Annotated in this window: 19 protein-coding genes; 5 read left to right on the top strand and 14 right to left on the bottom strand. The window is 62.4% G+C overall.

From position 1 onward, the window contains the following. Nucleotides 1-195 precede the first annotated feature (195 nt). The 3 genes from dsbD (at nucleotide 196) to BLU15_RS27825 (ending at nucleotide 3,543) form a co-directional block, all read left to right on the top strand. Entirely contained in the window at nucleotides 196-2,004 is a 1,809-nt protein-coding gene (gene dsbD / locus BLU15_RS27835) for a protein-disulfide reductase DsbD (protein ID WP_090299842.1), read from the top strand. Beyond that, complete coding sequence (locus BLU15_RS27830) at nucleotides 2,001-2,825, top strand: TlpA disulfide reductase family protein (protein WP_034794693.1); 825 nt, start codon at nucleotides 2,001-2,003, stop codon at nucleotides 2,823-2,825. The genes dsbD and BLU15_RS27830 overlap by 4 nt, the downstream gene beginning before the upstream one ends. 109 nt (nucleotides 2,826-2,934) lie before the next feature. Beyond that, nucleotides 2,935-3,543, top strand: a complete 609-nt coding sequence (locus BLU15_RS27825; protein WP_034794695.1) for a DsbA family protein — start codon at nucleotides 2,935-2,937, stop codon at nucleotides 3,541-3,543. Nucleotides 3,544-3,771: 228 nt separating this feature from the next. Here the strand turns inward: BLU15_RS27825 and BLU15_RS27820 are convergent, their stop codons facing one another. From BLU15_RS27820 to BLU15_RS27785, 8 genes are all read right to left on the bottom strand, one after another. Beyond that, nucleotides 3,772-4,005 (bottom strand): hypothetical protein, encoded by a 234-nt coding sequence (locus BLU15_RS27820; RefSeq protein WP_034794697.1) that lies wholly within the window; start codon nucleotides 4,003-4,005, stop codon nucleotides 3,772-3,774. A gap of 130 nt (nucleotides 4,006-4,135) precedes the next feature. Next, a complete protein-coding gene (locus BLU15_RS27815) occupies nucleotides 4,136-4,840 on the bottom strand; it encodes a gamma-glutamyl-gamma-aminobutyrate hydrolase family protein (RefSeq protein WP_082566434.1) in 705 nt (234 codons plus the stop codon). A gap of 103 nt (nucleotides 4,841-4,943) precedes the next feature. Continuing rightward, a complete protein-coding gene (locus BLU15_RS27810; protein WP_090299840.1) occupies nucleotides 4,944-5,906 on the bottom strand; it encodes an ATP-binding cassette domain-containing protein in 963 nt (320 codons plus the stop codon). Continuing rightward, nucleotides 5,903-6,814 (bottom strand): ABC transporter ATP-binding protein, encoded by a 912-nt coding sequence (locus BLU15_RS27805; RefSeq protein WP_034794704.1) that lies wholly within the window; start codon nucleotides 6,812-6,814, stop codon nucleotides 5,903-5,905. Before BLU15_RS27805 ends, BLU15_RS27810 begins: the two co-directional genes overlap by 4 nt. Beyond that, on the bottom strand, nucleotides 6,811-7,632 hold the full coding sequence (locus BLU15_RS27800) for an ABC transporter permease (protein WP_034794912.1): 822 nt from the start codon (nucleotides 7,630-7,632) through the stop codon (nucleotides 6,811-6,813). Before BLU15_RS27800 ends, BLU15_RS27805 begins: the two co-directional genes overlap by 4 nt. A gap of 5 nt (nucleotides 7,633-7,637) precedes the next feature. Further along, a complete protein-coding gene (locus BLU15_RS27795) occupies nucleotides 7,638-8,573 on the bottom strand; it encodes an ABC transporter permease (protein ID WP_090299838.1) in 936 nt (311 codons plus the stop codon). Nucleotides 8,574-8,654: 81 nt separating this feature from the next. Beyond that, the gene (locus BLU15_RS27790; protein WP_060516616.1) at nucleotides 8,655-10,247 is read right to left on the bottom strand and encodes an ABC transporter substrate-binding protein; all 1,593 of its coding nucleotides are present in this window, start codon (nucleotides 10,245-10,247) and stop codon (nucleotides 8,655-8,657) included. 55 nt (nucleotides 10,248-10,302) lie between these two features. After that, nucleotides 10,303-11,928: an amidohydrolase gene (locus tag BLU15_RS27785; RefSeq protein WP_090299836.1), complete on the bottom strand. Its 1,626-nt coding sequence runs from the start codon at nucleotides 11,926-11,928 to the stop codon at nucleotides 10,303-10,305. A gap of 204 nt (nucleotides 11,929-12,132) precedes the next feature. Here BLU15_RS27785 and BLU15_RS27780 point away from each other — a divergent pair, with 204 nt between their 5' ends. Then, nucleotides 12,133-13,074 (top strand): LysR family transcriptional regulator, encoded by a 942-nt coding sequence (locus BLU15_RS27780; protein ID WP_090299833.1) that lies wholly within the window; start codon nucleotides 12,133-12,135, stop codon nucleotides 13,072-13,074. A gap of 54 nt (nucleotides 13,075-13,128) precedes the next feature. Here the strand turns inward: BLU15_RS27780 and BLU15_RS27775 are convergent, their stop codons facing one another. Both BLU15_RS27775 and BLU15_RS27770 read right to left on the bottom strand, forming a co-directional pair. Beyond that, nucleotides 13,129-15,579, bottom strand: a complete 2,451-nt coding sequence (locus tag BLU15_RS27775) for a GcvT family protein (protein WP_090299831.1) — start codon at nucleotides 15,577-15,579, stop codon at nucleotides 13,129-13,131. A gap of 78 nt (nucleotides 15,580-15,657) precedes the next feature. Beyond that, nucleotides 15,658-16,449, bottom strand: coding sequence for a DeoR/GlpR family DNA-binding transcription regulator (locus BLU15_RS27770; RefSeq protein ID WP_090299829.1), 792 nt, complete (start codon nucleotides 16,447-16,449; stop codon nucleotides 15,658-15,660). 204 nt (nucleotides 16,450-16,653) lie between these two features. On the opposite strand from BLU15_RS27770, the gene BLU15_RS27765 reads away from it, so the two are divergent. Further along, a complete protein-coding gene (locus tag BLU15_RS27765; protein WP_034794738.1) occupies nucleotides 16,654-17,691 on the top strand; it encodes a GlxA family transcriptional regulator in 1,038 nt (345 codons plus the stop codon). Between the two features lie 73 nt (nucleotides 17,692-17,764). Here the strand turns inward: BLU15_RS27765 and BLU15_RS27760 are convergent, their stop codons facing one another. The 4 genes from BLU15_RS27760 to phnY form a co-directional block, all read right to left on the bottom strand. Next, nucleotides 17,765-19,774, bottom strand: a complete 2,010-nt coding sequence (locus BLU15_RS27760) for a putative 2-aminoethylphosphonate ABC transporter permease subunit (RefSeq protein ID WP_090299827.1) — start codon at nucleotides 19,772-19,774, stop codon at nucleotides 17,765-17,767. A 2-nt stretch (nucleotides 19,775-19,776) separates the two neighbouring features. After that, nucleotides 19,777-20,958 carry a putative 2-aminoethylphosphonate ABC transporter ATP-binding protein gene (locus BLU15_RS27755; RefSeq protein ID WP_113504540.1) on the bottom strand — a complete coding sequence of 394 codons (1,182 nt, stop codon included), beginning with the start codon at nucleotides 20,956-20,958 and terminating at the stop codon, nucleotides 19,777-19,779. Nucleotides 20,959-21,044: 86 nt separating this feature from the next. After that, on the bottom strand, nucleotides 21,045-22,067 hold the full coding sequence (locus BLU15_RS27750; protein WP_034794747.1) for a putative 2-aminoethylphosphonate ABC transporter substrate-binding protein: 1,023 nt from the start codon (nucleotides 22,065-22,067) through the stop codon (nucleotides 21,045-21,047). A gap of 362 nt (nucleotides 22,068-22,429) precedes the next feature. Beyond that, nucleotides 22,430-23,884: a phosphonoacetaldehyde dehydrogenase gene (gene phnY, locus BLU15_RS27745; protein ID WP_034794751.1), complete on the bottom strand. Its 1,455-nt coding sequence runs from the start codon at nucleotides 23,882-23,884 to the stop codon at nucleotides 22,430-22,432.

Raw genomic sequence — 23,884 nt, 5'->3', positions numbered from 1 at the left:
GAACCGGCAGCGCCGGTTGCCCCACCATCGTTCGGCCTTTACTTCCGGAATTACACCGAGAGCCAGCGCCAAGGTCCTAGCGGATTAACTTGCGCGGCCCGTTTCTATCCTTCGCCTTGGACAATCATTTTAAGGCTGCCTTAAGGTAGCGGCCTGATCGCTCCGCCCTCGATTGAAGACGAGGACGCAAGAACGATGCGGAAAGCAAGTCTGCTGGCGCTGGTTTGGGTTTTGATTGCGGCCATCCTGCCAGCCCGGGCGCTCGAGGCGCCCCTGCCGATGGACGAGGCCTTCGTACCTGGGATCGCCAGGCAAGACGACGGCCGGCTGGCGATCACATGGACGATTGCTGACGGCTACTATCTCTACAGGGACTTCCTGGCAGCAGAAGATGAGGGTAACCGGCCGATCACCCTGCAAACCGAACCGGGGACAGTCAAGGACGATCCGGGCTTCGGCACAACCGAGGTCTATTACCAAAAGGCTTCGGCCCGGATCGCGAATGCGCCTCCGCTCATTCGCCTCACCTATCAGGGCTGCCAGGATGGCGGGCTTTGTTATCCGCCGACAACGCGGACGATCGATACCGCCGCGATGACCATCAGCAAACCGGTCGGTGGTTTTGCCTTTGCGCCTGCCAAGGACGCACGGCCCGTGGAAGCGCCGGACACAGGTTTTTCCATCGCAGCTGACGGCGGAGAAACGGCGGTCGACCGGCTCATGACCGGTGGCGGGTTTGCGCTGCTTCTTGCAGGCTTCCTCGGCTTCGGACTGCTGCTCGCCTTCACGCCCTGCGTTTTCCCGATGTATCCGATCGTCGCGGCCATGCTCACGCGCGAGGGAGAGGGGCTGACGGCACGACGCGGTTTCATGCTCGCCTCCGCTTATGTGCTGGCCCTTGCGTCCGCCTTCGGTCTCCTTGGCATCGTGGCCGCTTGGTCGGGGCAAAACCTGCAGATCGTGATGCAATCGCCCGTCGCTGTCGGCGTGGTCGCGGCACTGTTCGTCCTGCTGGCGCTCTCCAGCTTCGGGCTCTTCCACATCAAGCTGCCGGCAGTGATCGGCAACCGCCTGAGCGGCGGCCGGCAGAAGGGCGGCTCGGTCGCCGCCGCCGCCCTGCTCGGTCTTTCCTCCGCCTTCCTCATCGGCCCCTGCGTAACCGCGCCGCTTGCCGGCGCCCTCCTCTACATCGCCCGGACCGGTGACATTGCGGTCGGCGCACTCGCCCTTTTCGCCCTTGGCCTTGGCAAGGGCATCCCGCTCATCATCATGGCGACAATCGGCGGCAAGGCGCTTCCACGCGCCGGCGCGTGGATGGAACGTGTCCGGCACGTCTTCGGCTTCGCATTCCTGGGAACGGCGATTTGGCTTGCGACGCCGCTTGTGCCGGAGCGCTTCGTCCTCCTGCCCTGGGCCGTGTTTTCCCTTGCCTTCGGCATCTACGCGGTCGCTCCCGACGGGCTGCGGTCCACAGGCGGCTACGGCGTACTGACGCGCTTGACCGCCGTCGTCTCGCTCATTTGGGGTAGTCTGCTGCTGGTGGGCTTCGGCCTTGGAGCCAGCGATCCGCTCACTCCGCTCGGCCCGCTCAAGAGGGCGGCGAGTGTTGACCAAACAGCCGCCATCCAGAAGTCGGATTTTACCAAGGTCGGCTCGGCCGGCGCACTCTCCCGCCTTCTCGACACCGCAGCCTCCGGGAGGCAACCCACCCTCGTCTATGTCACCGCTGGCTGGTGCGTCACCTGCCGCACGATCGAGCGGTCCGTTCTGACAAAGCCTGATGTCGCGGCGAGCCTTGACGGGATCCGATTGGTCAGCCTCGACGTCAGCACCCTCGATGCGGAGAATGGCGCACTGATGCGATCACTTGCCGTCGTTGGCCCGCCGACTATGATCTTCTTCAACCGCAGCAAAGAGGAGGCCCCCGGTACGCGCCTCGTCGGAGAAATCACGGCCGGCTCGCTTGCGGAGGCGGCACGGATGGCCAAGGGCAGCGCGCAATGAACGCCGTCGCAATAGGTCCCTTCGCTTTTTCCGCCGATCGCTTTTCGGTCATCGCCGGGTTGATCGTCTTCATGCTTGTCGGCTCGCTCCTTGCCGCCCGCATCCACAACCGGCTTGGCACCTTTACGACGGCTGCCACACTTTTCGGCGTTGTCGGCGCGCGCGCCGGGCATGTGCTCATCCATGCCGAGAGCTTCCTGCAGGAGCCGTTGCGAGTTCTCGCCATCTGGCAGGGCGGCTTTTCCCCGACGGGCGGATTCCTCGGTGTTTTCCTCGCCGCAGTGATGCTCTGGCGAAACGCACCGAAAGCCGCTCCTTGGGCGATCCTGCCGCTTGCGGCCGGCCTCTTCGTCTGGGTCGTCGCCACAACCCTCACCGATAGCGGCGCTGCACCCCGTGCCCCGGAAACGTCCTATGCCGTTCTCGCACGTAACGAGAGCCTCGCCATCGCCGAGCGCAAGGGCCGCCCGGCGGTTCTCAATCTCTGGGCAAGCTGGTGTCCGCCCTGCCGGCGGGAAATGCCGATGATGGCGGAGATGACCGAAAGGAATCCTGAGGTCGACTTTTTCTTCGCCAACCAGGGCGAAAGCCGCGCGGCGATAGAATCCTATCTGCGCCAAACAGGCGTCGACCTGGAAACCATCCTTCTCGACCCTTTCTCGGGCCTATCCCGGCACTACGGCGCGATCGGCCTTCCTGCCACACTTTTCATCAACCCGGACGGTACGCTCGCCGCCACCCATCTCGGCGAAATCTCCCGCGAGGCAATCGCCGAACGGCTCGCCGCCTTTGCATCTGAGGACAGGAAGCAGGCAGAATGACAGCCCCGGCCTTTCCGACTTTCGTCGTTTGCCTGCGCGGCATGATCCTCGAAATCGCCGCACGCGCCGTCGCTCTCGGCCCCAATCCATTCGCACAAGGAGAAATCTGATGTTCACCCGCAGAACCGTTCTGACGGCCACGGTCGCGACCGCCGCCGCCGTGCTTGTCGGAGGCCGATCATCCTTCGCCCAGCAATTGACCAAGGAGGAGGTGTTTTTCGACAAGGACGCGCCCGTCCTTGGCAATCCGAAGGGCGATGTCACCATCGTCGAGTTCTTCGACTATCAGTGCCCTTACTGCAAGAAAGTGCATCCGACGGTCGAGAAGGTGGTCAAGGCCGACGGCAACGTGCGGCTCGTGCTGAAGGACTGGCCGATCTTGGGCGAAGCCTCCGTCTTCGCCGCACAGGCAGTGCTTGGAGCCGCCCAGATCGGCAAATACCAGCCGGCGATGGAGGCGCTGATGAAAACCAAGGCGAGGCTGTCGCAGGACGACATCGAGAAGGCGCTGACCGGGGCGGGTCTTTCGATGAAGGAGCTGACCGCAGCCGTGAACACGCACAATGCCAAGATTTCCGGGCTGCTCGACCGCAACTACAGTCAGGCACTCGCCTTCAATTTCGCCGGCACGCCATCCTTCGTCATCGGTTCGGCGATCATTCCCGGCGTTCTGGATGAAAAAGGACTGAAGGACGCCATCGCCAAAGCGCGGAGTTGAAGCACGAACTTGGTGAGCTTACCGGACTGCCGCTTCGAAAGGCGGCCAGAGCCCATTTGCGCGCGACCTGACCGGTTGAAAGGGTCGCGCGCCGAGAGGTTCACCTTGGCAGCCAGCCGACGAGCGGAAACCGGGATCGCTGAGCCCGGTGAGCCACCGCAGTCCGACCAGGCAGGCACCCATTCGGCCACCCGACTGCGGCCTTTCTGGCATCATTGAACGACCTTGCTAGGCCGAGAATTTCACCGTTACGCCGCGCTGCCGAAAGTACGCCTGCATCAGCTTCCGTCCGGAACGGTTGTTTTGCACGAGCCTGGTCGGGTCGAATACGGCCTCTTTCAAACCTGCCCGCATCAATGCTGCCTTGAGGGTCGCGATATGAAGATCGATGTCGGCATTGTCTGCCTGCAGCGATGCGTAAATGCGATCTGTTGCCTCTGCTACGGTCGGTTCGCTCACTATACACTCCTGTTGCTGTCTTGCTGGCGTTTGGCACGCTTGTCGGCTTGGCCCTATTTGCTGGAGCCGCCAACGTCAATCGGGAGAGGGCAGAATGTGCTTCCGACAGAACGCAGCAGGGCCTTGGAACAGGTTATCGAAGGTGTCGGCTTGACGCCTCGACGAAGGCGTCGAAGACGCGAGCGCCCGGATGGCTGTCGGCATCCAGCATTTCGGGGTGCCATTGAAGGCCCATGGCAAAGGTCTGCGAGCCGATCTCGATCGCTTCAACGACACCATCCGGGGCTCGGGCCGTAACGGTCACCGCGCCCGATACCTCCACGATCGCCTCGCGGTGAAACGTGTTCACGGTGAATGTTTCGATGCCGAGGATGTCGGCCATTCTGGTGCCGGGGACAACGCTGACGTCATGCGAGAAATTGGCCTGGTCGTGATTGAGCGCGTCGGGCCACGACGAATGGACATCGGAAACCATCCGGCAACCGTTGAGGCAGCCGAGCATCTGCATGCCGTTGCAGATGCCGAGCACAGGCTTGTCGCGCGCAAGGAAACTTTCCATCAATGCCATGTCGACGGCTAGCCGATCCGAGGGCGGATACTGGGATTGGTCTCCTTCGACATACCAGCTTTTCGGGAAGTTGATGCGGCCGCCGACGCTTAAGAACCCATCAAAATCTTCGACGACCTGGTCGACGAGATCGGGAACATAGGGGATGCCGAAGGCAAAGGCGCCGGCGCGGCGCAGGGCGGAAAAGTAATTTCTCGAGACGTCATAGCGTCCACCGCCCGCACTGGTGTTTTCATCCATGATCACGGCGATCTTCGGCATGCGTTTCATCGGGTTCATCCTAGATTTCAATGATTCCAAGTTCGGACGTTGAGCAACCTAGCCTATCTTTGCCGCGGGGCGGAACGGGGCTTCGCTCAGCGCATTCCATCGGTTAGGCCAAAGCCATCCGAACCCTATGATTCCCGCCGATCTCGATCAGTTCGGATCGAACAGGCGCGGTAAAAACATCCGGCGCGGTGCTGCCATCGGAAACGAAGCTGCGGCCGGCAAGTTGCGGCACGGTGGCGTCGCTCGCCTGCCTTTCCGCCGGGTTCAGCGCAGCATCCGGATCGGGAATGGCGGCGATCAGGCGGCGCGTGTAGGGATGGGTGGGGACTTCGAAAATCTCGCGCCAGCCGCCCTCTTCCACGACTTCGCCGAAATACATCACCAGCACCCGGTCGCTCATGTGTTCCACCACGCTCAGATCGTGGCTGATCATCAGATAGGAGAGGCCGAGTTTTTCCTGAAGGTCGAGCAGCAGATTGATGATCTGCGCGCGGATCGACACGTCGAGGGCCGAGACCGGCTCGTCGAGCACGACGATCTCAGGCTCGAGGATCAGCGCGCGGGCGATGCCGATGCGCTGGCGCTGGCCGCCGGAGAACTCATGCGGATAGCGTTTGGCCTGTTCGGGCGTCAGGCCGACATTCTTGAGCATCGCCTCGATGCGGCCTTCGATTTCCGAGGCGGCGGTAATGCCGTGCAGCCGCAGCGGTGCTGCGAGCGAGGTGCGCACGGACTGGCGGGGGTTGAGCGAGGCATAAGGATCCTGGAACACCATCTGCACCGCTTTCGCCCGGTCCATCCGTTGCGGCGCGGCGGGCCCCGCGAGCGGCTGACCGCGATAGCGGATCATGCCCTCAGTCGGTTCCTGCAGGCCGAGAATGGAAAGCGCCGTCGTCGATTTCCCGCAACCGGATTCACCGACGATCGACAGGCATTCGCCCTTGGCAAGCTCGAAGCTGATGCCGTTGACGGCGTGAAGCGTACGCCGTCCTTTGCCGAGCAGGCCGCCGCCGGAAATGGGGAAACGGACATGGAGATCGTCCACCTGAAGCAGCGGCGCGGTCATGGCTGGCTCCCTTCCCGTTCGCGTGGCGCGATGAAGCGGCTTTCCGTCAGCTTCGAGCGGTCGGCGATGATGCTGTCGATGTCGACGAGCCGCTGCCGCCCATGTTCGCTGCGGCTGCCAAGGCGCGGCAGGGCGCCGAGCAGGCCGCGGGTGTATTCGTGCCGCGGGCTTTCAAAGAGCGCCCGCGTCTCGTTCTCCTCGACGAGGCAGCCCGAATACATCACGCCGACGCGCTGGCAGATGCTGGCGATGACGCCAAGGTCGTGGCTGATGAAGAGGACGGCCGTCCCGCGCGCCGCGCAGAGTTCCTTGATGAGGCGCAGCACCTCGGCCTGCACGGTTACGTCGAGTGCCGTCGTCGGCTCATCGGCGATCAACAGGTCCGGGCTGCAGGCAAGCGCCATCGCGATCATCACCCGCTGGCGCAGTCCGCCGGACATCTGGTGCGGGTAGTTCCTGGCGCGCCGATCGGGGTTGGGCACGCGGACATTCCCGAGCGCTTCGACGGCGAGCTTTTCGGCTTCCGCCCAGCTTTTTCCCTGATGTAGCACGAACATCTCGGCGATCTGTCGCCCGACCGTTGAAAGCGGGTTCAGCGCTGTCATCGGCTCCTGGAAGATCATGGCGATGCGATTGCCGCGCAGGCGCCGCATCTCGCGTTTCGGCAACGCCAGCAGGTTCTGCCCCTTGAACAATATCTCGCCACTGGTAACGGCAAGCGGCCGTTTCAAAAGGCCCATGACGGCAAGCGATGTGACCGATTTTCCGGAGCCGGATTCGCCCACGAGGCCATAGGCCTCGCCGGGCATGATCTGGAACGAGACGCCCTTGAGCAGTGGATGGTAGCTGGAACGGCCGAGCGAAACGCCAAGCTGCAGGTTCTTGATGTCGAGAAGCGGCGCGGTCATGGCTTGCGCGTCCTCATATGCGGATCGAGGCTGTCACGCAGACCATCGCCGAGAAGGTTGAAGCCGAGCACCGAAAGAAAGATGGCAAGGCCAGGGAAGAGCGCCGCCCAGGGGGCGAGCTGGATGAGTTGGCGGGCATCGGTCAACATCGAACCCCAGCTCGGGAATGGCGGCTGGATGCCGAGGCCGAGGAAGGAGAGCGCCGCCTCTGACAGCACCGCCGAGCCCATGCCGAGCGTTGCCATGACGAGGATCGGCCCCATCATGTTGGGCAGGATCTGCGTGAACATGATGCGCAGGTCGCCATAGCCCAGCGTCTGGGCCGCCTGCACGTAGCCTTGCGATTTCAGCGAGAGCGTCGAAGACCGGGCGATGCGGCAGGTCCAGCTCCAGTTGGTGAGGCCAAGCGCGATCAAGAGCGACGGCAGACCGGGGCCAAGCACCGCCATGACGGCAAGCGCGAAGATCAACGAGGGGATGGCGAGCATGACGTTGGTCAGGCCGTTGACCAGATCGTCCCACCAGCCGCCCCAATAGCCGGCCGTCATGCCGAGCGTGACGCCGATGATCGAGTTGATCACCTGCGACACGATGCCAACAGTCAGCGAGATCTGCGCGCCGTAAAGAATGCGGGTATAGACGTCCCGTCCCTGCCCGTCCGTGCCGAACCAGAAGGTGGCGTCCGGCGGCAGTTCGGAGTTCATCAAGTCCGCATCGAGCACGGGGTCAAAGGGCGCGATCCAATGGGCAAGGACACCGGCGAAGATGACGAGCGCAGTCAGCGTCGCACCGAGCCAGAAGTTGAAGCCGAGGCGCACGGTCGTCACTCCTGCTTGATGCGCGGGTCGATCGCGGCATAGACCAGATCGACGGCGGTGTTGATGATCAGGAACCACAGCACGATGACGAGGATCGTGCCCTGCACCACGGGAATGTCGCGGATCGCCACACTATCGACCAGCAGCGAGCCGATGCCCGGCCAGGCGAACAGCTTTTCGATGACGACGGCCTGGCCGATCAGCGAGCCGAACTGCAGGCCGACCGTGGTGACGATCAGCACCAGCGCATTGCGCGCCACGTGCCAGCGCACCACCTTCGCCTCGCTCATGCCTTTGGAATGGGCGGTGCGAATGAAGTCGGCGTTCAAAACGTCGAGCACGCCCGCCCGGGTGGTGCGCGCCAGCAGCGCGAGCGGCGTGACGCCGAGGGTCACGGCCGGCAGGATGAGGTTTCGAAACGAGCCGTCGCCGTAACCGAAACTGGGCAGCCAGTTCAGTTGCAGGGCGAAGAGATACATCATCAGAAGGCCGAGCCAGAATTGCGGCATGGAGAGGCCCGAAACCGCCCCGATCATCGTCAGCGTATCGAGGATCGAACCGGGCCTGAGTGCTGCAAGAAAGCCGAGCGGCACGCCGACGACGATGGCGAAGACCATGGCGGCGACGGCCAGCTGAAGCGAGGCGCCCATGCGGTCGTTGATGAGGTCAATGACCGGCTGGCGGGTGCGGAAACTGGTGCCGAGATCGAACTGGGCGAGATCCGTAACATAGGTCACGAAGCGCTCCATCAGCGGCTTGTTCAGACCGAATTCCTCATTGAGGCGAGCGATCATTTGCGGATCGGCGGCACGCTTTCCGTCGGCAAAGAGGCTGGCCGCGAAGGTACCGGGGACGACGGAGAAGATAACGAAGATCAGCAGCGCCACCACGACGATCGTCGGGACGACCTGCAGAATGCGGCGCAGGGTAAAACGAAGCATGAGCGGTTCCATTTTGGCCACCCGGATGGGTGGGACAACTGATGTGTGGGGCGGCCGAAACCGCCCCGAACCTCTCAGGGCTTACTTGCGTGCGTCCGGAGCCGTGTCGTCGATCCAGATCTCGTCATAGGGCTGGACCGCCAGTTCCGTGGCGTTCGGGACAAGGCCGTGGATCCAGGGCTGGTAGGCCATGACCGCCTTGTTGTAGTTGAAGAACCAGACCGGCGCATCGTCCTGCACGATGTTGTTGGCCTGGCGCAGCAGATCGCTCTGCTTGGCAGGGTCGCGTTCCTGCTGGGCCGCCTCATAGAGTTTGTCGAAATCCGGGCTCGCATAGCTCGCGTAGTTGCAGGCGGACTGCGCCGTCTTGGAATAGAAGCAACGCAGTGCATTGAGCGGGTCGGGACCGGACAGGTTCGACCAGATGAAGGCCTGGAAGTTGTTCGACGTCACGGCATCGCCAAGCGCCGAGCTTTCGACCGGCTTCGGCTTCACGGTGACGCCGACCTTCTTCAGCATCGGCAGGATGGCTTCAACGATCGGCACGCCCCAGCTTTCGTTCGGGCTCGCCGTGACTTCGAACTCGAAGCCATCGGCATAGCCTGCTTCCGCCAGGAGTGCTTTCGCTTTCTCTGGATCGAAGGCGTAGGGCACCTTGTCCTTGTCGAAGGCCGGCGAAGACAGCGGCAGCCAGCCGGAGGCGGGGTAGGCCTTGTTCTTGACGAGCCGTTCAATGATCAGCGGCGCATTGATCGCATGGTTGATCGCCTGGCGGACCCGCTTGTCCTTGAAGGGTTCGAAGGCCGGGTTGAAGCCGATGTTGCGCGTATAGACCTCGGCAACTTCGAGCAGGTGATCCTTCAAGGCGTCTTCACCCTGATAGGCCTGATATTGGGTCGGGCCAAGGATCGAGACATCGATTTCCTTGTTTCGGAACGCGACGTCGCGCGCGGCGTCCTCGGCCATCAGCACGATGTTGATGCGGTCGAGATAGGGCTTGCCCTCTTCGTAGTACTTGTCGAACTTTTCGACAACGACCTGCGATCCCGGCACGTGCTCCTTGAAGACGAAGGCGCCGAGGCCAACGGGGGTCTTGGCGAAGCTCGATTCATCCTTGACATCAGACGGATAGATCACCGTCGTGTTCTGCATCAGCGGGAAGCCGGGGTTGATCGGTCCGGTATAGGTGATCTCCAGCGTGTGGTCGTCGATCTTCTTGAGACCGGAAATCTCCTCAGCCTTGCCGGCGATGAACGCATCCGCACCCTTGATGACGGCAATGTAGCTTGCGCCCGGGAAGGCGTTCTTCGGGTTGGCGATGCGCTTGTAGCTGTAGATGATGTCGTCGGCCGTCAGTGGCTTGCCGTTGTGGAAGACGGCATTTTCGCGCAGGCGATAGGTGTGCACCGTACCATCCTCGGACACCTCTTCCGAGCTAGCGAGTTCCAGGACCGGCTTGTTCTGGATCGAATCCCAGCTGTAGAGCGCGCGGTGGATCGCCTGGGTGATGAATTCCTCCTGGGTGTTCGGGCTTGCCTGAACGTCGAGCGTGGCGAAGCTCGAGCCATAGGGTGCGGTAAAGACGAGCGTTCCGCCGTGGCGTTCGCCGGCAGCCAGCGCTCCGGTTGCCACCCCGAGGCCGAGCATTGCGGCCAATGTCAATCTTTTCAGCATGCTGTTTTCCCTCTCGTGCCGTTTTCGGCTTTGTGTTGATTGGTCTTTCAGGTCGTCAGCGTGCGTCGTGCACGACGCGGCCTGCAAGCAGGGTCATCAGGCAGCGTGTGCCTGAGAGAATGGTATCGGCCGGTGCCTCCAAGAGGTCGTTGTCGAAGACGGCGATGTCGGCCCATTGTCCCGGCACAAGCCTGCCCTTCACGTCTTCGGCCTTCTGAGAATAGGCGCCGTATTCCGTGTAGGCCTGCAACGCTTCCTCGCGGCTCAGCTTTTCCGCCTCCACCATCACGGTACCCTTGCCGGTCTTGCGCGTGATCATGGCGTGAAGGTTCGGGAAGGGATCGGGCGAGCAGACGGGCGAATCCGAGCCGGTCGAGGGCTTGAGACCCATGCGCATCCAGGTGCCGATCTGGTAGGAGGCCTTGCCCCGTTCCTCACCAAGCACGGAAACGTAGCTGTCGCCGAAATCGTGGATGAAGGCCATCTGCGGCGCCGGCAGGATGCCTGCCGCCTTCATGCGCCGATCTTGCTCCGGGCTCGAGAAGCCGCAATGCTCGATGCGATGGCGCCGATCCGGATCGGGATTACCGGCCAGCGCCTTTTCGTAGGCCGTGATCAGCTGCTCGATCGCACCGTCGCCGATGGCGTGGCAAGCCATCTGATAGCCCCGGTCGTGGCAGGATTTGACGATCGCCTCGACGTCGGCATCCGGCAGCATCTGTACGCCGATATTGTCGGGCTCACCAAGATAGGGCTTCGACATCCATGCGGTGCGCCCGCCGGCCGAGCCGTCGAGGAAGATCTTCACGGCCCCGACGCGCAACATGTCGTCGCCCGCACCGGAAATGAGCCCGGCACGCCAAGAGTCCTCGACGATCGAGACGCCGGGATCGCCGAGCAGTGTCAGCCAGACGCGCACCGGCAGGCGGCCGGAAAGCTTGGCCATCTCATAGGCCTGGATTTCCGCAAAGCCGGCAAGTTGGCCGACCGCCGCGTCCATGCAGCTCGTAATGCCGAGCGACAGAAGATAGCGCCCTGCCCGCTCGATGCCGTCGATCAACTCCTCCGTCATCACCTCGGGAATAGCCGTCTTGATGAGGTTCTGCGCGTTTTCCGCCAGGAACCCGTTGAGGCGCCCGTCCGTGGTGCCGATTACGCCGCCGTCCGGCACCGGCATCGCCTCGGCGACATCCGCCAGGCTCAGCGCCAGCGAATTCGCGATGGCCACATGGCCGCAGGCGCGCGTCAGCAGCACGGGATGATCCGGTACGGCGCGGTCGAGTTCCTCGCGGGTCGGATGCCGGCCGACATCGAGCTTGACCTGGTCATAGCCCCGTGCCCGCACCCATGCGCCCTTCGGCGTGACGGCCGCGCGTTCGGCAAGTTTCTCCATAAGGGCGGCAAGCGTCGGCGCAGCGGCAGGGGTCGCGTCGACCCAGCCCATGGTGATGCCGGTGGAGATCAGGTGAAGGTGATTGTCGATAAGACCGGGGCTGGCAAAACGGCCTTCGAGATCGATCACCTTGGTATGGGGCCCCTTGAGGCTCGCCATCTCGGCATCGCTGCCGGTGGCCAGAACCTTGCCCTGCCAAATGGCAACGGCCTCGCTGATCCCCTCCTCCCTGCCTCGCCAGATTCGGCCGTTGTGCAGAATAAGATCAGCGTGAAGCTGGAAGGCCATTAACAATCCCCCTTTTGTTATCAGCCTGATTTCGTGAGCCTCCTCGCTGCCTCGAAATCAGAACTGTTTGCCTTGGGCGCAACGTGGAAGGTTTGTCGGGGTTTGGCTAATTCGCTTTTAGCAAAGGCTGATGCAATATCGGCATAGCGATTTCTTTCCAACGACTTATGATCCCCTCAGCTGCAACGCAGGGGAGATCTGGGCATGGAGATCAAGTGGCTGGAGGACTTCGTGACCCTCGCCGACACGTGGAGTTTTTCGCGCGCTGCCGAGTTGCGCAACGTGACCCAGCCGGCGTTCAGCCGCCGCATCAAACAGTTGGAGCGTTGGCTCGGGGCAACGCTGATCAACCGCGCCACCATGCCGGCGGAACTGACGCCGGCAGGTCGCAATTTCCTGCCCATCGCGCAGGAGGCGATCCGAACCTTCTATGCAGCGCGCGAATCGCTACGCCCGTCTCACGAAGAAGGCCTCATCCGCTTTGCCGCGCTCCATACGCTGACGGTAACGATCTTCCCTGGCTGGCTCAAACTGCTCGAAAACGCAGCTGGCGCTTTCAGCACCTCGCTGATGCCCGACCGCGGCGGCATCGAGGCCAATCTTGACGCCCTCATCGGTGACGAGGCGGATTTCTTCCTGACTTATGCGCATTCGGAGGTGCCATTCCATCTCGACCGCGCACAATTCTCGTCGCTAACGATCGCCCATGATCGGCTGATCCCGCTCGCCGCCGCACACGTCTCTATCTCCGATGGTACGCTACCGGGGCTGAATATTCTCGACCGGGCTGTGGCGCAGCCGCGGCTCGCCATTCCCTATCTGAGCTACGGGTTCAATTCGTTCTTCGGGGTCGCCCTTTCGCGTCTCATGCTGCGGCGCCCGCCCTTCCGGCGCCGCACGACGCATGAAAACACGATCAGTGCCGGACTGATGAACATGGCGATGTCGGGTGCCGGCGTCTGCTGGTTGCCCGAAAGCCTTGCCCGTGACGCGATCGATGCCGGTGGCCTCGTACCCGCCTCTGCGGATAAGGGCTGGAATCTCGACCTCGAAATTCGCCTTTACCGTCACGCCGCGACGCGCAGCCGCAGGGTCGAGGACCTCTGGCAAACGGCAAAGCTCTTGCTGGAACGCGAGCCCGCCTAGACGGGCTCGCGGGAAGATCAACACGCGCAATTCGTCGCATCGCGAAAAGATGGTCTAAATCTTGACCCTCAGCGCACGCGGATCATATGCCGGTGCCAGATGCACCGTCGCGGCATAGCGAATGCCTGCAAGATCGATCTCGAAGCGCTCCCCCTCGAGGAACGTTTTGTCCACGCCTTCAGGGTTTTCAAGCAGGCCGAGTGCGACCGAACGCCCAAGCGTGTGACCGTAGGCGGCGGAGCGGACCTCGCCGACCGGTTTTCCCGCACGCAGGATCAGTTCGCCGCCCCAAAGCATGGGAAAGGGATCGTCCAGGGTAAACTGAACGATGCGGCGCGAGGGCAGGCCCTTGGTCTTTGCGGCCACGAGCGCATCGTGGCCGACAAAGCCGCCGGGTTTTCCCAGAGCAACCGCAAAGCCAAGACCAGCCTCGTAGGGGTTGATGTCGGGCGTCAGTTCCCGGCTCCAGGCGCGGTAGCCCTTCTCCAGCCGCAAAGCCTCAAGCGCATAGTAGCCGCAATCCGTCAGGCCGAAGGCGCGACCGACCTCGTGCAGCGCCTCGTAAACACCGACAGCGAATTCTGTCGGCACGATCAGTTCCCAGCCGAGTTCGCCGACATAGGTCATGCGGTTGGCAAAGGCCGTGGCGTAACCGATATCGATCTCGCGAATGGTCGCGAAGGGAAAGCCCTCGTTCGAGATGTCCGCCGAGGTAAGCTTCGAGAGGATGTCGCGCGATTTCGGTCCCATCAGCGCCAGGACTGCATAGGACGACGTCACGTCGGTCAAAGTCACGTGGGCGTCCGCGGCAAGGTTCTTGCGGATCCAGTCCGCATCATGCACCGCTTGGGCCGAACCTGTGATCAGCATGAAGCGATCGGCCGCAAGTCGCATGACGGTCAGGTCGCTCTCGTAGCCGCCCCGCGCGTTCAATAGTCCGGTATAGACGGAACGGCCGATCTCGCCGTCGATGTCGGCAGCGCAGATGCGGTTAAGCGCTGCTGCCGCATCCCGCCCCTGCACAAGCAGCTTGGCGAAGGAGGTCTGGTCGAAAATGCCGGCGTCCTCGCGCGTTGCCTTCATCTCGCGCTTGACCGCTTCATGCCAGTTCTGCCGACCGAAGGAATACTCGGTGACGGGGCGCTCGCCTTCCGCAGCAAACCAATTGGCCCGTTCCCATCCCATTTTCGAACCGAAGCACGCGCCCTTGGCGGCAAGCCGATCGTAGAGAGGCGAACGGCGGAAGGGGCGTGCCGTATCCAGCTCCCGGTTCGGCCAAGGCATCGCATAGTGCAGACCGAGCGTTTCCTTGACGCGATCGTGAAGCCAGCGCGGATTGTTGTTGAAGCCCGCGAAGCGACGGATATCGACCGGCCAAAGATCCATGGTCGGCGCGCGGTTTACGATCCACTCGGCAAGGGCTCGACCTGCCCCGCCGGCGCTGGCAATCCCCATGGAGTTGAAGCCTGCGCCGACAAAGAAGTTCTTCAGTTCGGGCGCCTCGCCGAGAATGAAATTGTTGTCCGGGGTAAAACTCTCCGGGCCGTTGTAAAACTTCTTCACCTCGGATGTTTCAAGCTGCGGCACGCGCTGCAGCGCATTGTGCATCAGGATTTCGAACTGATCCCAATCGTCAGGTAAGAGGGCGAACTCGAAATCGTCGGGAATGCCTGCCATGCCCCAGGGCTTGGCTTCCGGCTCGAAGCCACCCATGACGAGCCCGCCGACTTCCTCCTTGAAATAGATGTAGCCGTCCGGATCGCGCATGACCGGCAGGTCAGGATGTACGCCCTCGATGCGGCCGGTGACGATATACATGTGCTCGGCCGAGTGCAGCGGCACGGTGACGCCGCACATCTGGCCGACCTTGCGTGCCCATTGACCGGCACAGTTGACGACGATCTCCGCGGCAATGGCCCCCCGATCGGTTTCGACGCCGGTGACGACGCCGTTTTTGGTCGAAATGCCTGTGACCCGGACGCGCTCGATCACGCGGGCGCCGCGATTGCGGGCGCCTTTGGCGAGCGACTGCGTGAGGTCTGTTGGATTGGCCTTGCCGTCGCCCGGCAGCCAGACGGCGCCGACGAGATCGTCGATCGCCATGACCGGCCAGAGCTCCTGCGCTTGCTTCGGCGAGATCACCTCGATCGCGACGCCTTGGGCGCGAGCAGAGGCCGCCGTGCGCTTCAACACGGTCATGCGGTCTTGCGTGCGGGCAACCGAGAGCGAACCGCAATTCTTCCAGCCCGTGGCAAGGCCGGTCTCGGACTCAAGCTCGCTATAGAGCTTGGTCGAATATTTGATGAGGCCCGTCATGTTGGCGTGGCTGCGCAACTGACCGACGAGACCAGCCGCATGCCAGGTGGTGCCGCCGCTTAACTGCCCCTGCTCCAGCAAAACGACGTCGTTCCAGCCGAGCTTGGTTAAGTGATAGGCGACCGAGCAGCCTATAATACCGCCGCCGACGATGACGACCTGTGCCTGTGTTGGAAATTCCTGCGCCATGAAACGACCTCCCGAACCCATGGAAGGCCGCACGGTAACAAAACGCGGACAAAGGACAAGACAAAAAGGTACAAAAGATTACATTTGTTGTTCTGCAACGACCAGGGCTGGACCTTTGCGCTCGAGCGCCTCGCGGATCGCCTCCGGCGGATGTCGGTCAACAATCACTCCGGCGGCGGCTTCGAAGCGGGGAATGCGAAGCGGCGTCAGCCGTCCGAACTTGGAACTGTCGAGTACGAAATAGGCTTTGGCCGCCGTTGCCACCATGCGCGAGCGCTGCTCGGCGCCGCTGCGGGTAAAGTCGGTCACCTCTCCATCGGGCGACAGGCCCCCGCCGCCTAAGAACGCGACGTCGACGCGGAAATGGCTGATCGCCTCGAGCGCATCGATACCGATGGCCGCTTCTTCATCCGGATCGATTTCGCCGCCGAGCATATGAACGCGCACCTGGGGCTGTCGGCACATCAGCAAGGCGATCGATAGCGAAGTCGTGCAAATCGTTAAGTTTTTTCGCCCAGTCAGGGCATGGGCCACAGCAAGCGTCGTCGTGCCGGAATCAAGGAAGAGCACCATGCCGTCGCGCACGAGACCTGCTGCTGCACGACCGATCAGCGCTTTTGGCCCGGCATTCTCCTCCCGCCGCTCGACGAAGGCCGCTTCCGTCGGCTCGAACAGGGTGGCGCCGCCATGGACAAGATCGAGCTGGCCGCGATCGGCAAGAAGCTTCAGATCGCGCCTGATGGTCTGACGCGAAACATCGAAGAAATCCGCAAGCTCGGTGATACCAACGGTACCGTCGGCTGCAAGCCGCCTGAGGATCTCGCCGTGACGGCGTGGAGCAAGAGCGCGGGCGTTTTGTTGTTCTGACATGTGCCTATCTGTGTCCATTTTTGTCCATTTGACAAGCTGCAACGGCTGTCCACGCCGCAGCGCACGCGTAGTGGCCCCTCATCCGCACGGATTTCGAGCGGATTTCTTCGGATCCTCGTTTTAACGGGATTGGCAACGGTCCAATATGTTGCATAATGTAACTATTCTTTCCGCGCACCACTTCGACGCCCTCAGGAAGAGACAATGCAACAGCCATGTACGCAGGCTCGCCACTTCACCTTCTACCTGCTCGATGGATTTACCCTCCATGGCTTCTCCGCGGCGATCGAAGCGCTACGCCTCGCCAATGACGTGGCCGGCCGCCCGGTATACGGGTGGCACCTTGTAGCGGCGGATGGAGCACCCGCCGTTTCATCCTGCGGCACGGGCATTCCGGTAGCGGCGCCGCTCTCGGCCGAACGCAACCGGTTTGGCCGCGATGCAGATCCGGGCTTCATCGTCATCTGTGGCGGCCGCAAGAAGCCATCGGCCGACAGGGCCCTGGAGGCCTGGCTGCGATCAGGCGCTCGCAGCAACGCGCGCCTCGCCGGGCTTGGCGGCGGCGTCTACTGCCTAGCGCGCGCGGGGCTGCTCGATGAGCGTCGCTGCGCCGTTCACTGGGAACACTTTCCAGACTTCTCCGAGCGGTTCTTCATCGCGGACCCGCGCCAGACCGCCTTTGAGATCGACGGCGGGATCTATACCTGCGCCGGCGGCAACGCGCCCTTCGACATGTTCCTGCACATCATCGAAGAGGACCTTGGTCGGGACGTGGCCACCCGTATCTGCGAGGCGGCACTCTGCGAGCGGCTGCGTGAGACCGGCGAGCGCCAGCGATTACCGTTGCAGGCACGTCTCGGCATCGACAACCCTCTATTGATTCGTGTCATCGAAAAGATGGAGGCAAATCTTGCCGAGCCATTGAAGCTCGCCGACATGTGGCCCTCGACCGGACTTTCCCGGCGCCAGATCGAGCGCCTGTTTCGAAGAGAAATGGGGCGCACGCCGGCGCGCTACTATCTCGACCTCAGGCTCGAGCGCGCTCACCTGCTGCTCATAACCTCGTCGCTTCAGGTCATCGAAATCGCGGTCGCCTGCGGCTTTTCCACCGCCTCGCACTTTTCCCGCACCTACCGCGAACGCTACGGCCTTACGCCGCAGCGTTCGCGTCTCAACGAGATGGAGCGCCTGCGCGCAGGAAACGACCGCAAAGTGGTGATGGCGGAGCTCCGGGTGGCGTAGAGTGACGCGGACAAAAGCGCCGCCGTCCTTCAGAACGAAGGACGGCGGCGCTTTGCGAAGGGCTGGTTGCGGGTTAGCGCCAAGCCTGGGTGCGCGCGAGCAGACCGCGCGCGATCAGCGCGTGGACAAGTTTGGCCGCAACATTAGTGTAAAAGATCATCATGCCCATGGCCGCGGCCGGCGCTATATCGCCGGCGTCGTCCATGTTTAGCACGGCGACTGACGCGAGCTTGGTGTCGGTCGAGTAGAGAAACACCACCGCCGAGACGGTCGTCATCGCATTGACGAAGAGATAGATAGCGATGTTGAGGATCGCCGGCAGGCAGACCGGCACCGTGACCCGAAAGAACAGCCGGTGGAAGGGCTGTTTCAGCGACGCGGCGACGGATTCGAACTCCGGGTCCATCTGCTTCAGCGCCGTCAGCGCGGTCAGGTGCGCGACGGTATAAAAGTGCGTCACGGTCGAGACGACGAGGATCGTCATCGTGCCGTAGATCGGGTGCAGCGGATTGGCCGGGTTGTTGAAGAAGAAGATATAGGCAAGGCCGAGCACCATGCCGGGCACCGCCATCGGCATCATCGCCAGGAAGTGAAAGAGGCCACGGCCGAAGCGGAAGCCATCGGCCTTCTCCACCATGTAGGCGCCGGCAAAGACGACGATCGAACCGAAGAGTGCCGTCAAAAGCGCGAGCCGGATCGAGTTGCCATAGGCGGCCCAGCCGCCACCGTCCATCAGGTCGAAGGCAAAATTCTTGGCTGTCAGCGTCAGGTCATAGGGCCAGAACTTCACCACCGCTGCGATCTGGCACATGGCGATCATGCCGAGGATGAAGAGGCTGACGAAGCAGGCAAAGGTGAAGCACAGACCGTCCATGCGGGCATTGGGCTTCGGCTGATAGGGCACGGCGCGCGCCGACAGAAGCGCTACCTGCCGCTTCTGCATGTGCCGGTCGACGTAAAAGGCAAGCACCGCCGGCACCAGCAGGATGACGGAAACGACCGCGCCCATCTCGAAGTTCTGCTGGCCGATCACCTGCTTGTAAATGTCGACGGCGAGCATGCCGTATTGTCCGCCGATCACCTTGGGCAGGCCAAAATCGGTGATGACAAGCGTGAAGACGACGAAGGCCGCAGAGACGATGCCGAAGCGCGCGCCGGGCACCGTGACGGTCGTGAAGGTCCGCCATTTGCTGGCTTTGAGCGATGCGGCCGCCTCATAGTGGCGAGCATCGGCAATCGAGAGCGCCGTCAGGATGATCAGGAAGGCATGCGGCAGGGTGAAGAAAACAGAGCCTATGACGATGCCGATCGGCCCGTAGATCGAATAGCCAAAAAGCCAATCCCTGAAGATGCCCTGATTGCCGAAGAGATAGACGAGTGCAATGCCCGGCAAGAGTGACGGCACCAGGATCGGGATCGTCAGGATGCCGCGGAAAAGCCCTTTGAGCGGCATGCAGCTGCGCGTCAGGCCGTAGGCAAGCGCAAAGGCGACCGAGATCGTGAACACCGTGCTGATCACCGCCATCAGCACGGAATTGTAGATCGACTGCGCAAGCGCCGGCGTCGAGAAATAGGTCGTGAAGTTCGTAAAACCCAGAGCGCGCGCGGGTCGCAGCACGACGCGCCGGAAGGTACCGGAATCATAGTCCCGCCACTCAGTCCCCTTTTCGAGGGTGGAGCCGACCAGGAAGGCGGCATCGTCGTTCGTGCCGCGAATACGGTAGTGAACGGGGCTGCGGAACTTGAAATCCGGGAAGAATTTTGTGGCCGTGAGCCGTCCGTCGGAACTGCTGGAAAGCTCGGCTTCCGTCACCGCCCCGAGTTCCCGGTTCAGGTCTTCGGCGGTGACGACCGGCCCCCAGTTCGCCCCCGTCTCGTCGCTCACCTGGAACTCGAAAGCCGAAAGCTCGAACCGGTAGGTCGACAGCGACTTCGACAGCATGACGAAGAGCGGCGCGCCAAGCGCGACGACCAGATATAGCCCGATGACCGCCATGAAGCCGAGCTTGATGCGGTCGTCTTTGGAGGATTCCTGGCGCAGCCGCTTGCCGATCAGGGGAAGGTGGGGTGCTTCCAGAACCATGTTCATCGTCCAGCCCCCCTCGGATAGAGCAGCAGGCGTTCGCGCGGGATCTCCACCTGGATGGCGCCGCCGGTTTCGATCCGGAGGCGTCTCACCGCGTTGACGGAGAAGTCGGCAACCAGCGTGCGCTCGCCGAGACGCGGGGCCGTCAGGCGCGTGCGCCAGAACATGCCGAGGAACTCCATCTCGCGCACCTCGGCATCGATCAGGTTCTGCGGTGTGGCCGGCCGGTCGCTGGCGTTGACGGCATGGGCATCGGCTCCGTGGGGAATGATGTCAACCGGGCGGACGACCGCCGTTGCCGCATGGCCGGCGGAAAAATCCTCCGTCGAACAGCAAAAGGCGGAGTGGCCGATCTCGACTTCGCCATCTCCAAGAACCCGGGCTTCGAACTGATTGGTCTCGCCGATGAAGTCGGCGACGAACAGCGTTTCGGGATGACGGTAGATTTCGGTCGGCGAGCCGACCTGCTCGATGACGCCGTGGTTCATGACGACGATCCGGTCGGCCATGGCGAGGGCCTCCTCCTGGTCGTGCGTCACCATGATGGTCGTCACACCGAGCTTTCTCTGCAGCGCCTTGATCTCATGGCGAAGGTGCACGCGAACCTTGGCGTCGAGTGCCGACAGCGGCTCGTCGAGCAACAATAGCCCCGGCGAGATGGCGATGGCGCGGGCAAGCGCGATGCGCTGTTGCTGGCCACCGGAAAGCTGGGCCGGATACTTCTTGCCGTGCGCCGAAAGGCCGACCGTTTCCAAGAGTTCGGCGACCCGGGATGCGACCCCCGCCTTCGATCGGCCGGTGTTTTCCAGGCCAAAGGCGATGTTCTGCTCGATCGTCAGATTGGGAAAGAGCGCATAAGACTGGAAGACGATGCCATAGTCGCGGCGGGAAGCCGGCAGCGTCGAGATATTGCGGCCGTCTTGCAGGATGGTGCCTTGCGTCTGCAGGTCGAGACCGGCGATGGCTCGCAGCAACGTCGTCTTGCCGCAGCCGGACGGGCCGAGAAAACAGACGAACTCGCCCCTGGCAATCGACAGCGAAATGTCGCGAAGCGCGACGAAATCGCCATAGGTCTTCCAGAGATCCGAGATCTGCAAGTAGGGGGCCGGCTCCGCGGCCGCGTCATCGGCGAAGTGCTGACGGCTGGTGGGCGTCGGTTCGATCGACAGGGCATGCCTCATCTGCAAGCTCCGCTGGCTTGAGGGATTTTCTTTCCGAGAAATGCGATCGGGCGCAGCGCAAAGGCGCTGCGCCCGGCCGATCAGGCTCAGCTCTTCGGTTCAGACTTGGCGTCGTAACGCTTCTGCCATTCCTTGAGGATGTCAGAGCGGTTGTTTGCGGCCCACTCGAAGTCGTTGACGATCATCCGGGAAGCGATGTCGTCGGGCAGGTGCTCGACCTGCTTGGCGACGCCCGGATAGGCAACGACGGCATAGCCGGCATTGTACATTTCGTTCGCTTCCTTGGTGACCGACCAGTCGACGAGCGTCTTTGCGGCTTCGAGGTTTGCCGTGCCAGCGATGATTGCGGTTGCCTCGGCCTCCCAGCCCGAACCCTCGGCGGGGAAGATGATGTCGATCGGTGCACCGGCACTCTTGGCCTTGGCGCCCGGAAACTCGAAGGACACGCCGATGACGGCTTCACCGGCGCCTGCCATCTTGCACGGCTTGGAGCCGGAATGGGTGTAGGCGGAGATGTTCTCGTGGAGCTTGTCCATGTAGTCCCAGGCCTTCTCCTCGCCCCACATCTGCATCCAGCCGGAGACGTCGAGGAAACCGGTGCCCGAGGATGCCGGGTTCGGCATCACCACGTGGCCCTTGTATTCGGGGTTCGTCAGGTCTTTCCAACTCGTCGGCGGCTTGAGGCCGAGCTTTTCGCCCTCGACCGTGTTGTAGCAAAGAGCCGCGACATAGGCGTCCATGCCGACCCAGCTCGGCGGCGTGTCCTTGTCGACGAATTTCGGGTCGAGCGTCTCGACGCCCTTGGGCTGGTAAGGTTCCAGCATGCCTTCGGTCTTCAAGAGAAGCAGCGAGGTTGCAGCGAGCCCCCAGACGACATCGGCCTGCGGATTGTCCTTTTCTGCAAGCAGCTTGGCGGTCATGACGCCTGTGGAATCGCGCACCCAGTTGATCTTGATGTCCGGGTGGGCCTTTTCGAAGGTCGCCTTGTAGCGGTCGAGGTCGACGGCTTCGACGGCGGTGTAGACGGTGAGCTGCGTTTCAGCGGCAGCGATGGCAGGAAGCACAGCGGAAACGGCGCCGGCAAGCACAAAGAGCATGCGTCTGTTCATGATTGAAGTTCTCCTCTGAGGTCCTGGTAAAACCGGGGAAGCGCGGCGGACAATCTTGTCGTTGCCCTGTTGTGATCGGCTTCGGGAAACATTCTGCGCAGCGGTTTCCTGTAAGTAAAATTTATTATTCTTATCGATTAGAAGAAAAAAACTATGGATGTTCTGCCGCAGAACTGGGCATGGAAACCGCGCTTGACCAAGGCGGCGGCAGGTTTCGATACGATTTCGCACAATCTGCCGGATGAAGGAGCAGATCTACGATTGCGCGTCGCGCAGAGCCCCGCGACGCTGCGGGAGCAAATAAAAAGGGAGCCGCCATGGCGGCTCCCAGAGGGGTGAATCAGCGGGGGAAACGCTTGAAATCACCATGGCAAGGAGAATGTCTTGACGTTGGTAAAGCTCTTCATCGCCTCGATGACGCCTTCCTTGTAGCCGTTGCCGGAATCCTTGATGCCGCCGAAGGGGCTCATCTCGATCCGGTAACCCGGCACTTCCCAGATGTTGACCGTGCCGACCTTCAGCCCGGCGATGTATTTCTGCATTCGCCGGAAGTCATTGGTGCAGACGCCGGAAGAAAGGCCGAAGGCGGTTGAGTTCGAGAGCGCGATCAGCGCGTCGTCATCATCGGGCGCGCGCACGATCGGTATGATCGGCGCGAAGGTTTCTTCCATCACCAGTTCGCTCGAATGCTTAACGCGGTCGACAACGATTGGCGGCAAGAGGGCGCCTTTACGGCCGGGATCGTAGAGGATCTCCGCCCCTTCTTCCGCTGCCCGGTGCACCCGCCGCTCGAAGACTTCCGCCGCCTTGGCATGGACGACCGTGCCAAGGTCCGTCGCCCGGTCCATCGGATCGCCGAACCTCAGCTTTTTCGCTCGCTCGAGCACCAGCGGCACGAAGCGGTCGGCAACGCTCTCCTGGCAGAGGATGCGTTTCACAGCGGTGCAACGCTGGCCGGAGTTCTTCGTCGCGCCGGCAACGGCCAGATCCGCGGCTCTTGCGAGATCGTCGTCCGACAGATCGTTGAGGATGATCAGCGGGTCGTTGCCGCCGAGCTCCAGGATCTGCCGCTTGTAGTGGGCGTGGGCCGCGATCAGCTTGCCGACTGGAACGCTGCCGGTAAAGGTGATGAGGTCGAAGTTCGGATTGGTGATCATCTCCATGCCAATATCGGCGGGCCAGCCGGTCACGACCGAGAGCATTTCCGGCGGCAGGCCGGCCTCATAGAGAATGTCGGCGAAGATAAGCGCCGTCATCGGCGTCAGTTCTGTCGGCTTGAGCACAACGCAATTGTTCGTCGCAACCGCCGGCGCGACCTTGTGTGCCACCATGTTGAGCGGATGGTTGAACGGCGTGATCGCCGAAATGGCGTTGAGCGGTTCGCGCGTGGTGAAGATCTTGCGCGCCTTGCCGTGTGGTGTGAGGTCGCAGGAGAAGATCTCGCCGTCGTCATGAATGCACATCTGGCCCGAGAGCGTCAGCACGTCGAAGGCGCGGCCGACCTCGTAGAGCGAGTCCTGCTTGGAGATCCCGAGCTCCAGCGTGATCAGATCAGAGATCTCCTCCTTGCGGGCAACGAGCAGGTCCGCAGCCTTGAGCAGGATGCGCTGACGCTCGTAACGCGTCAGCTTCGGCTGGTAGGCGGCCGCGATCTCGAAGGCCTTGCGCGCATGCTCGGCGCTGCCCGCAGGCACCGTGCCGATCACCGCATCGTTGAAAGGGTAGCGCACCTCGATGCGCCCTTCGGTATCGACTGTCTTGCCGGCGATCCGCATGGGCTCGTGGCGAATTGCAAATGCTGTTTCCACCTTGGTCAT

Origin of the sequence: Ensifer sp. YR511 (assembly GCF_900103045.1) — a bacterium.
Classification (GTDB): Bacteria; Pseudomonadota; Alphaproteobacteria; order Rhizobiales; family Rhizobiaceae; genus Ensifer; species Ensifer adhaerens.
The sequence above is the reverse complement of the archived record's forward strand: the minus strand, read 5'-3'. Positions and strand labels throughout refer to the sequence as shown.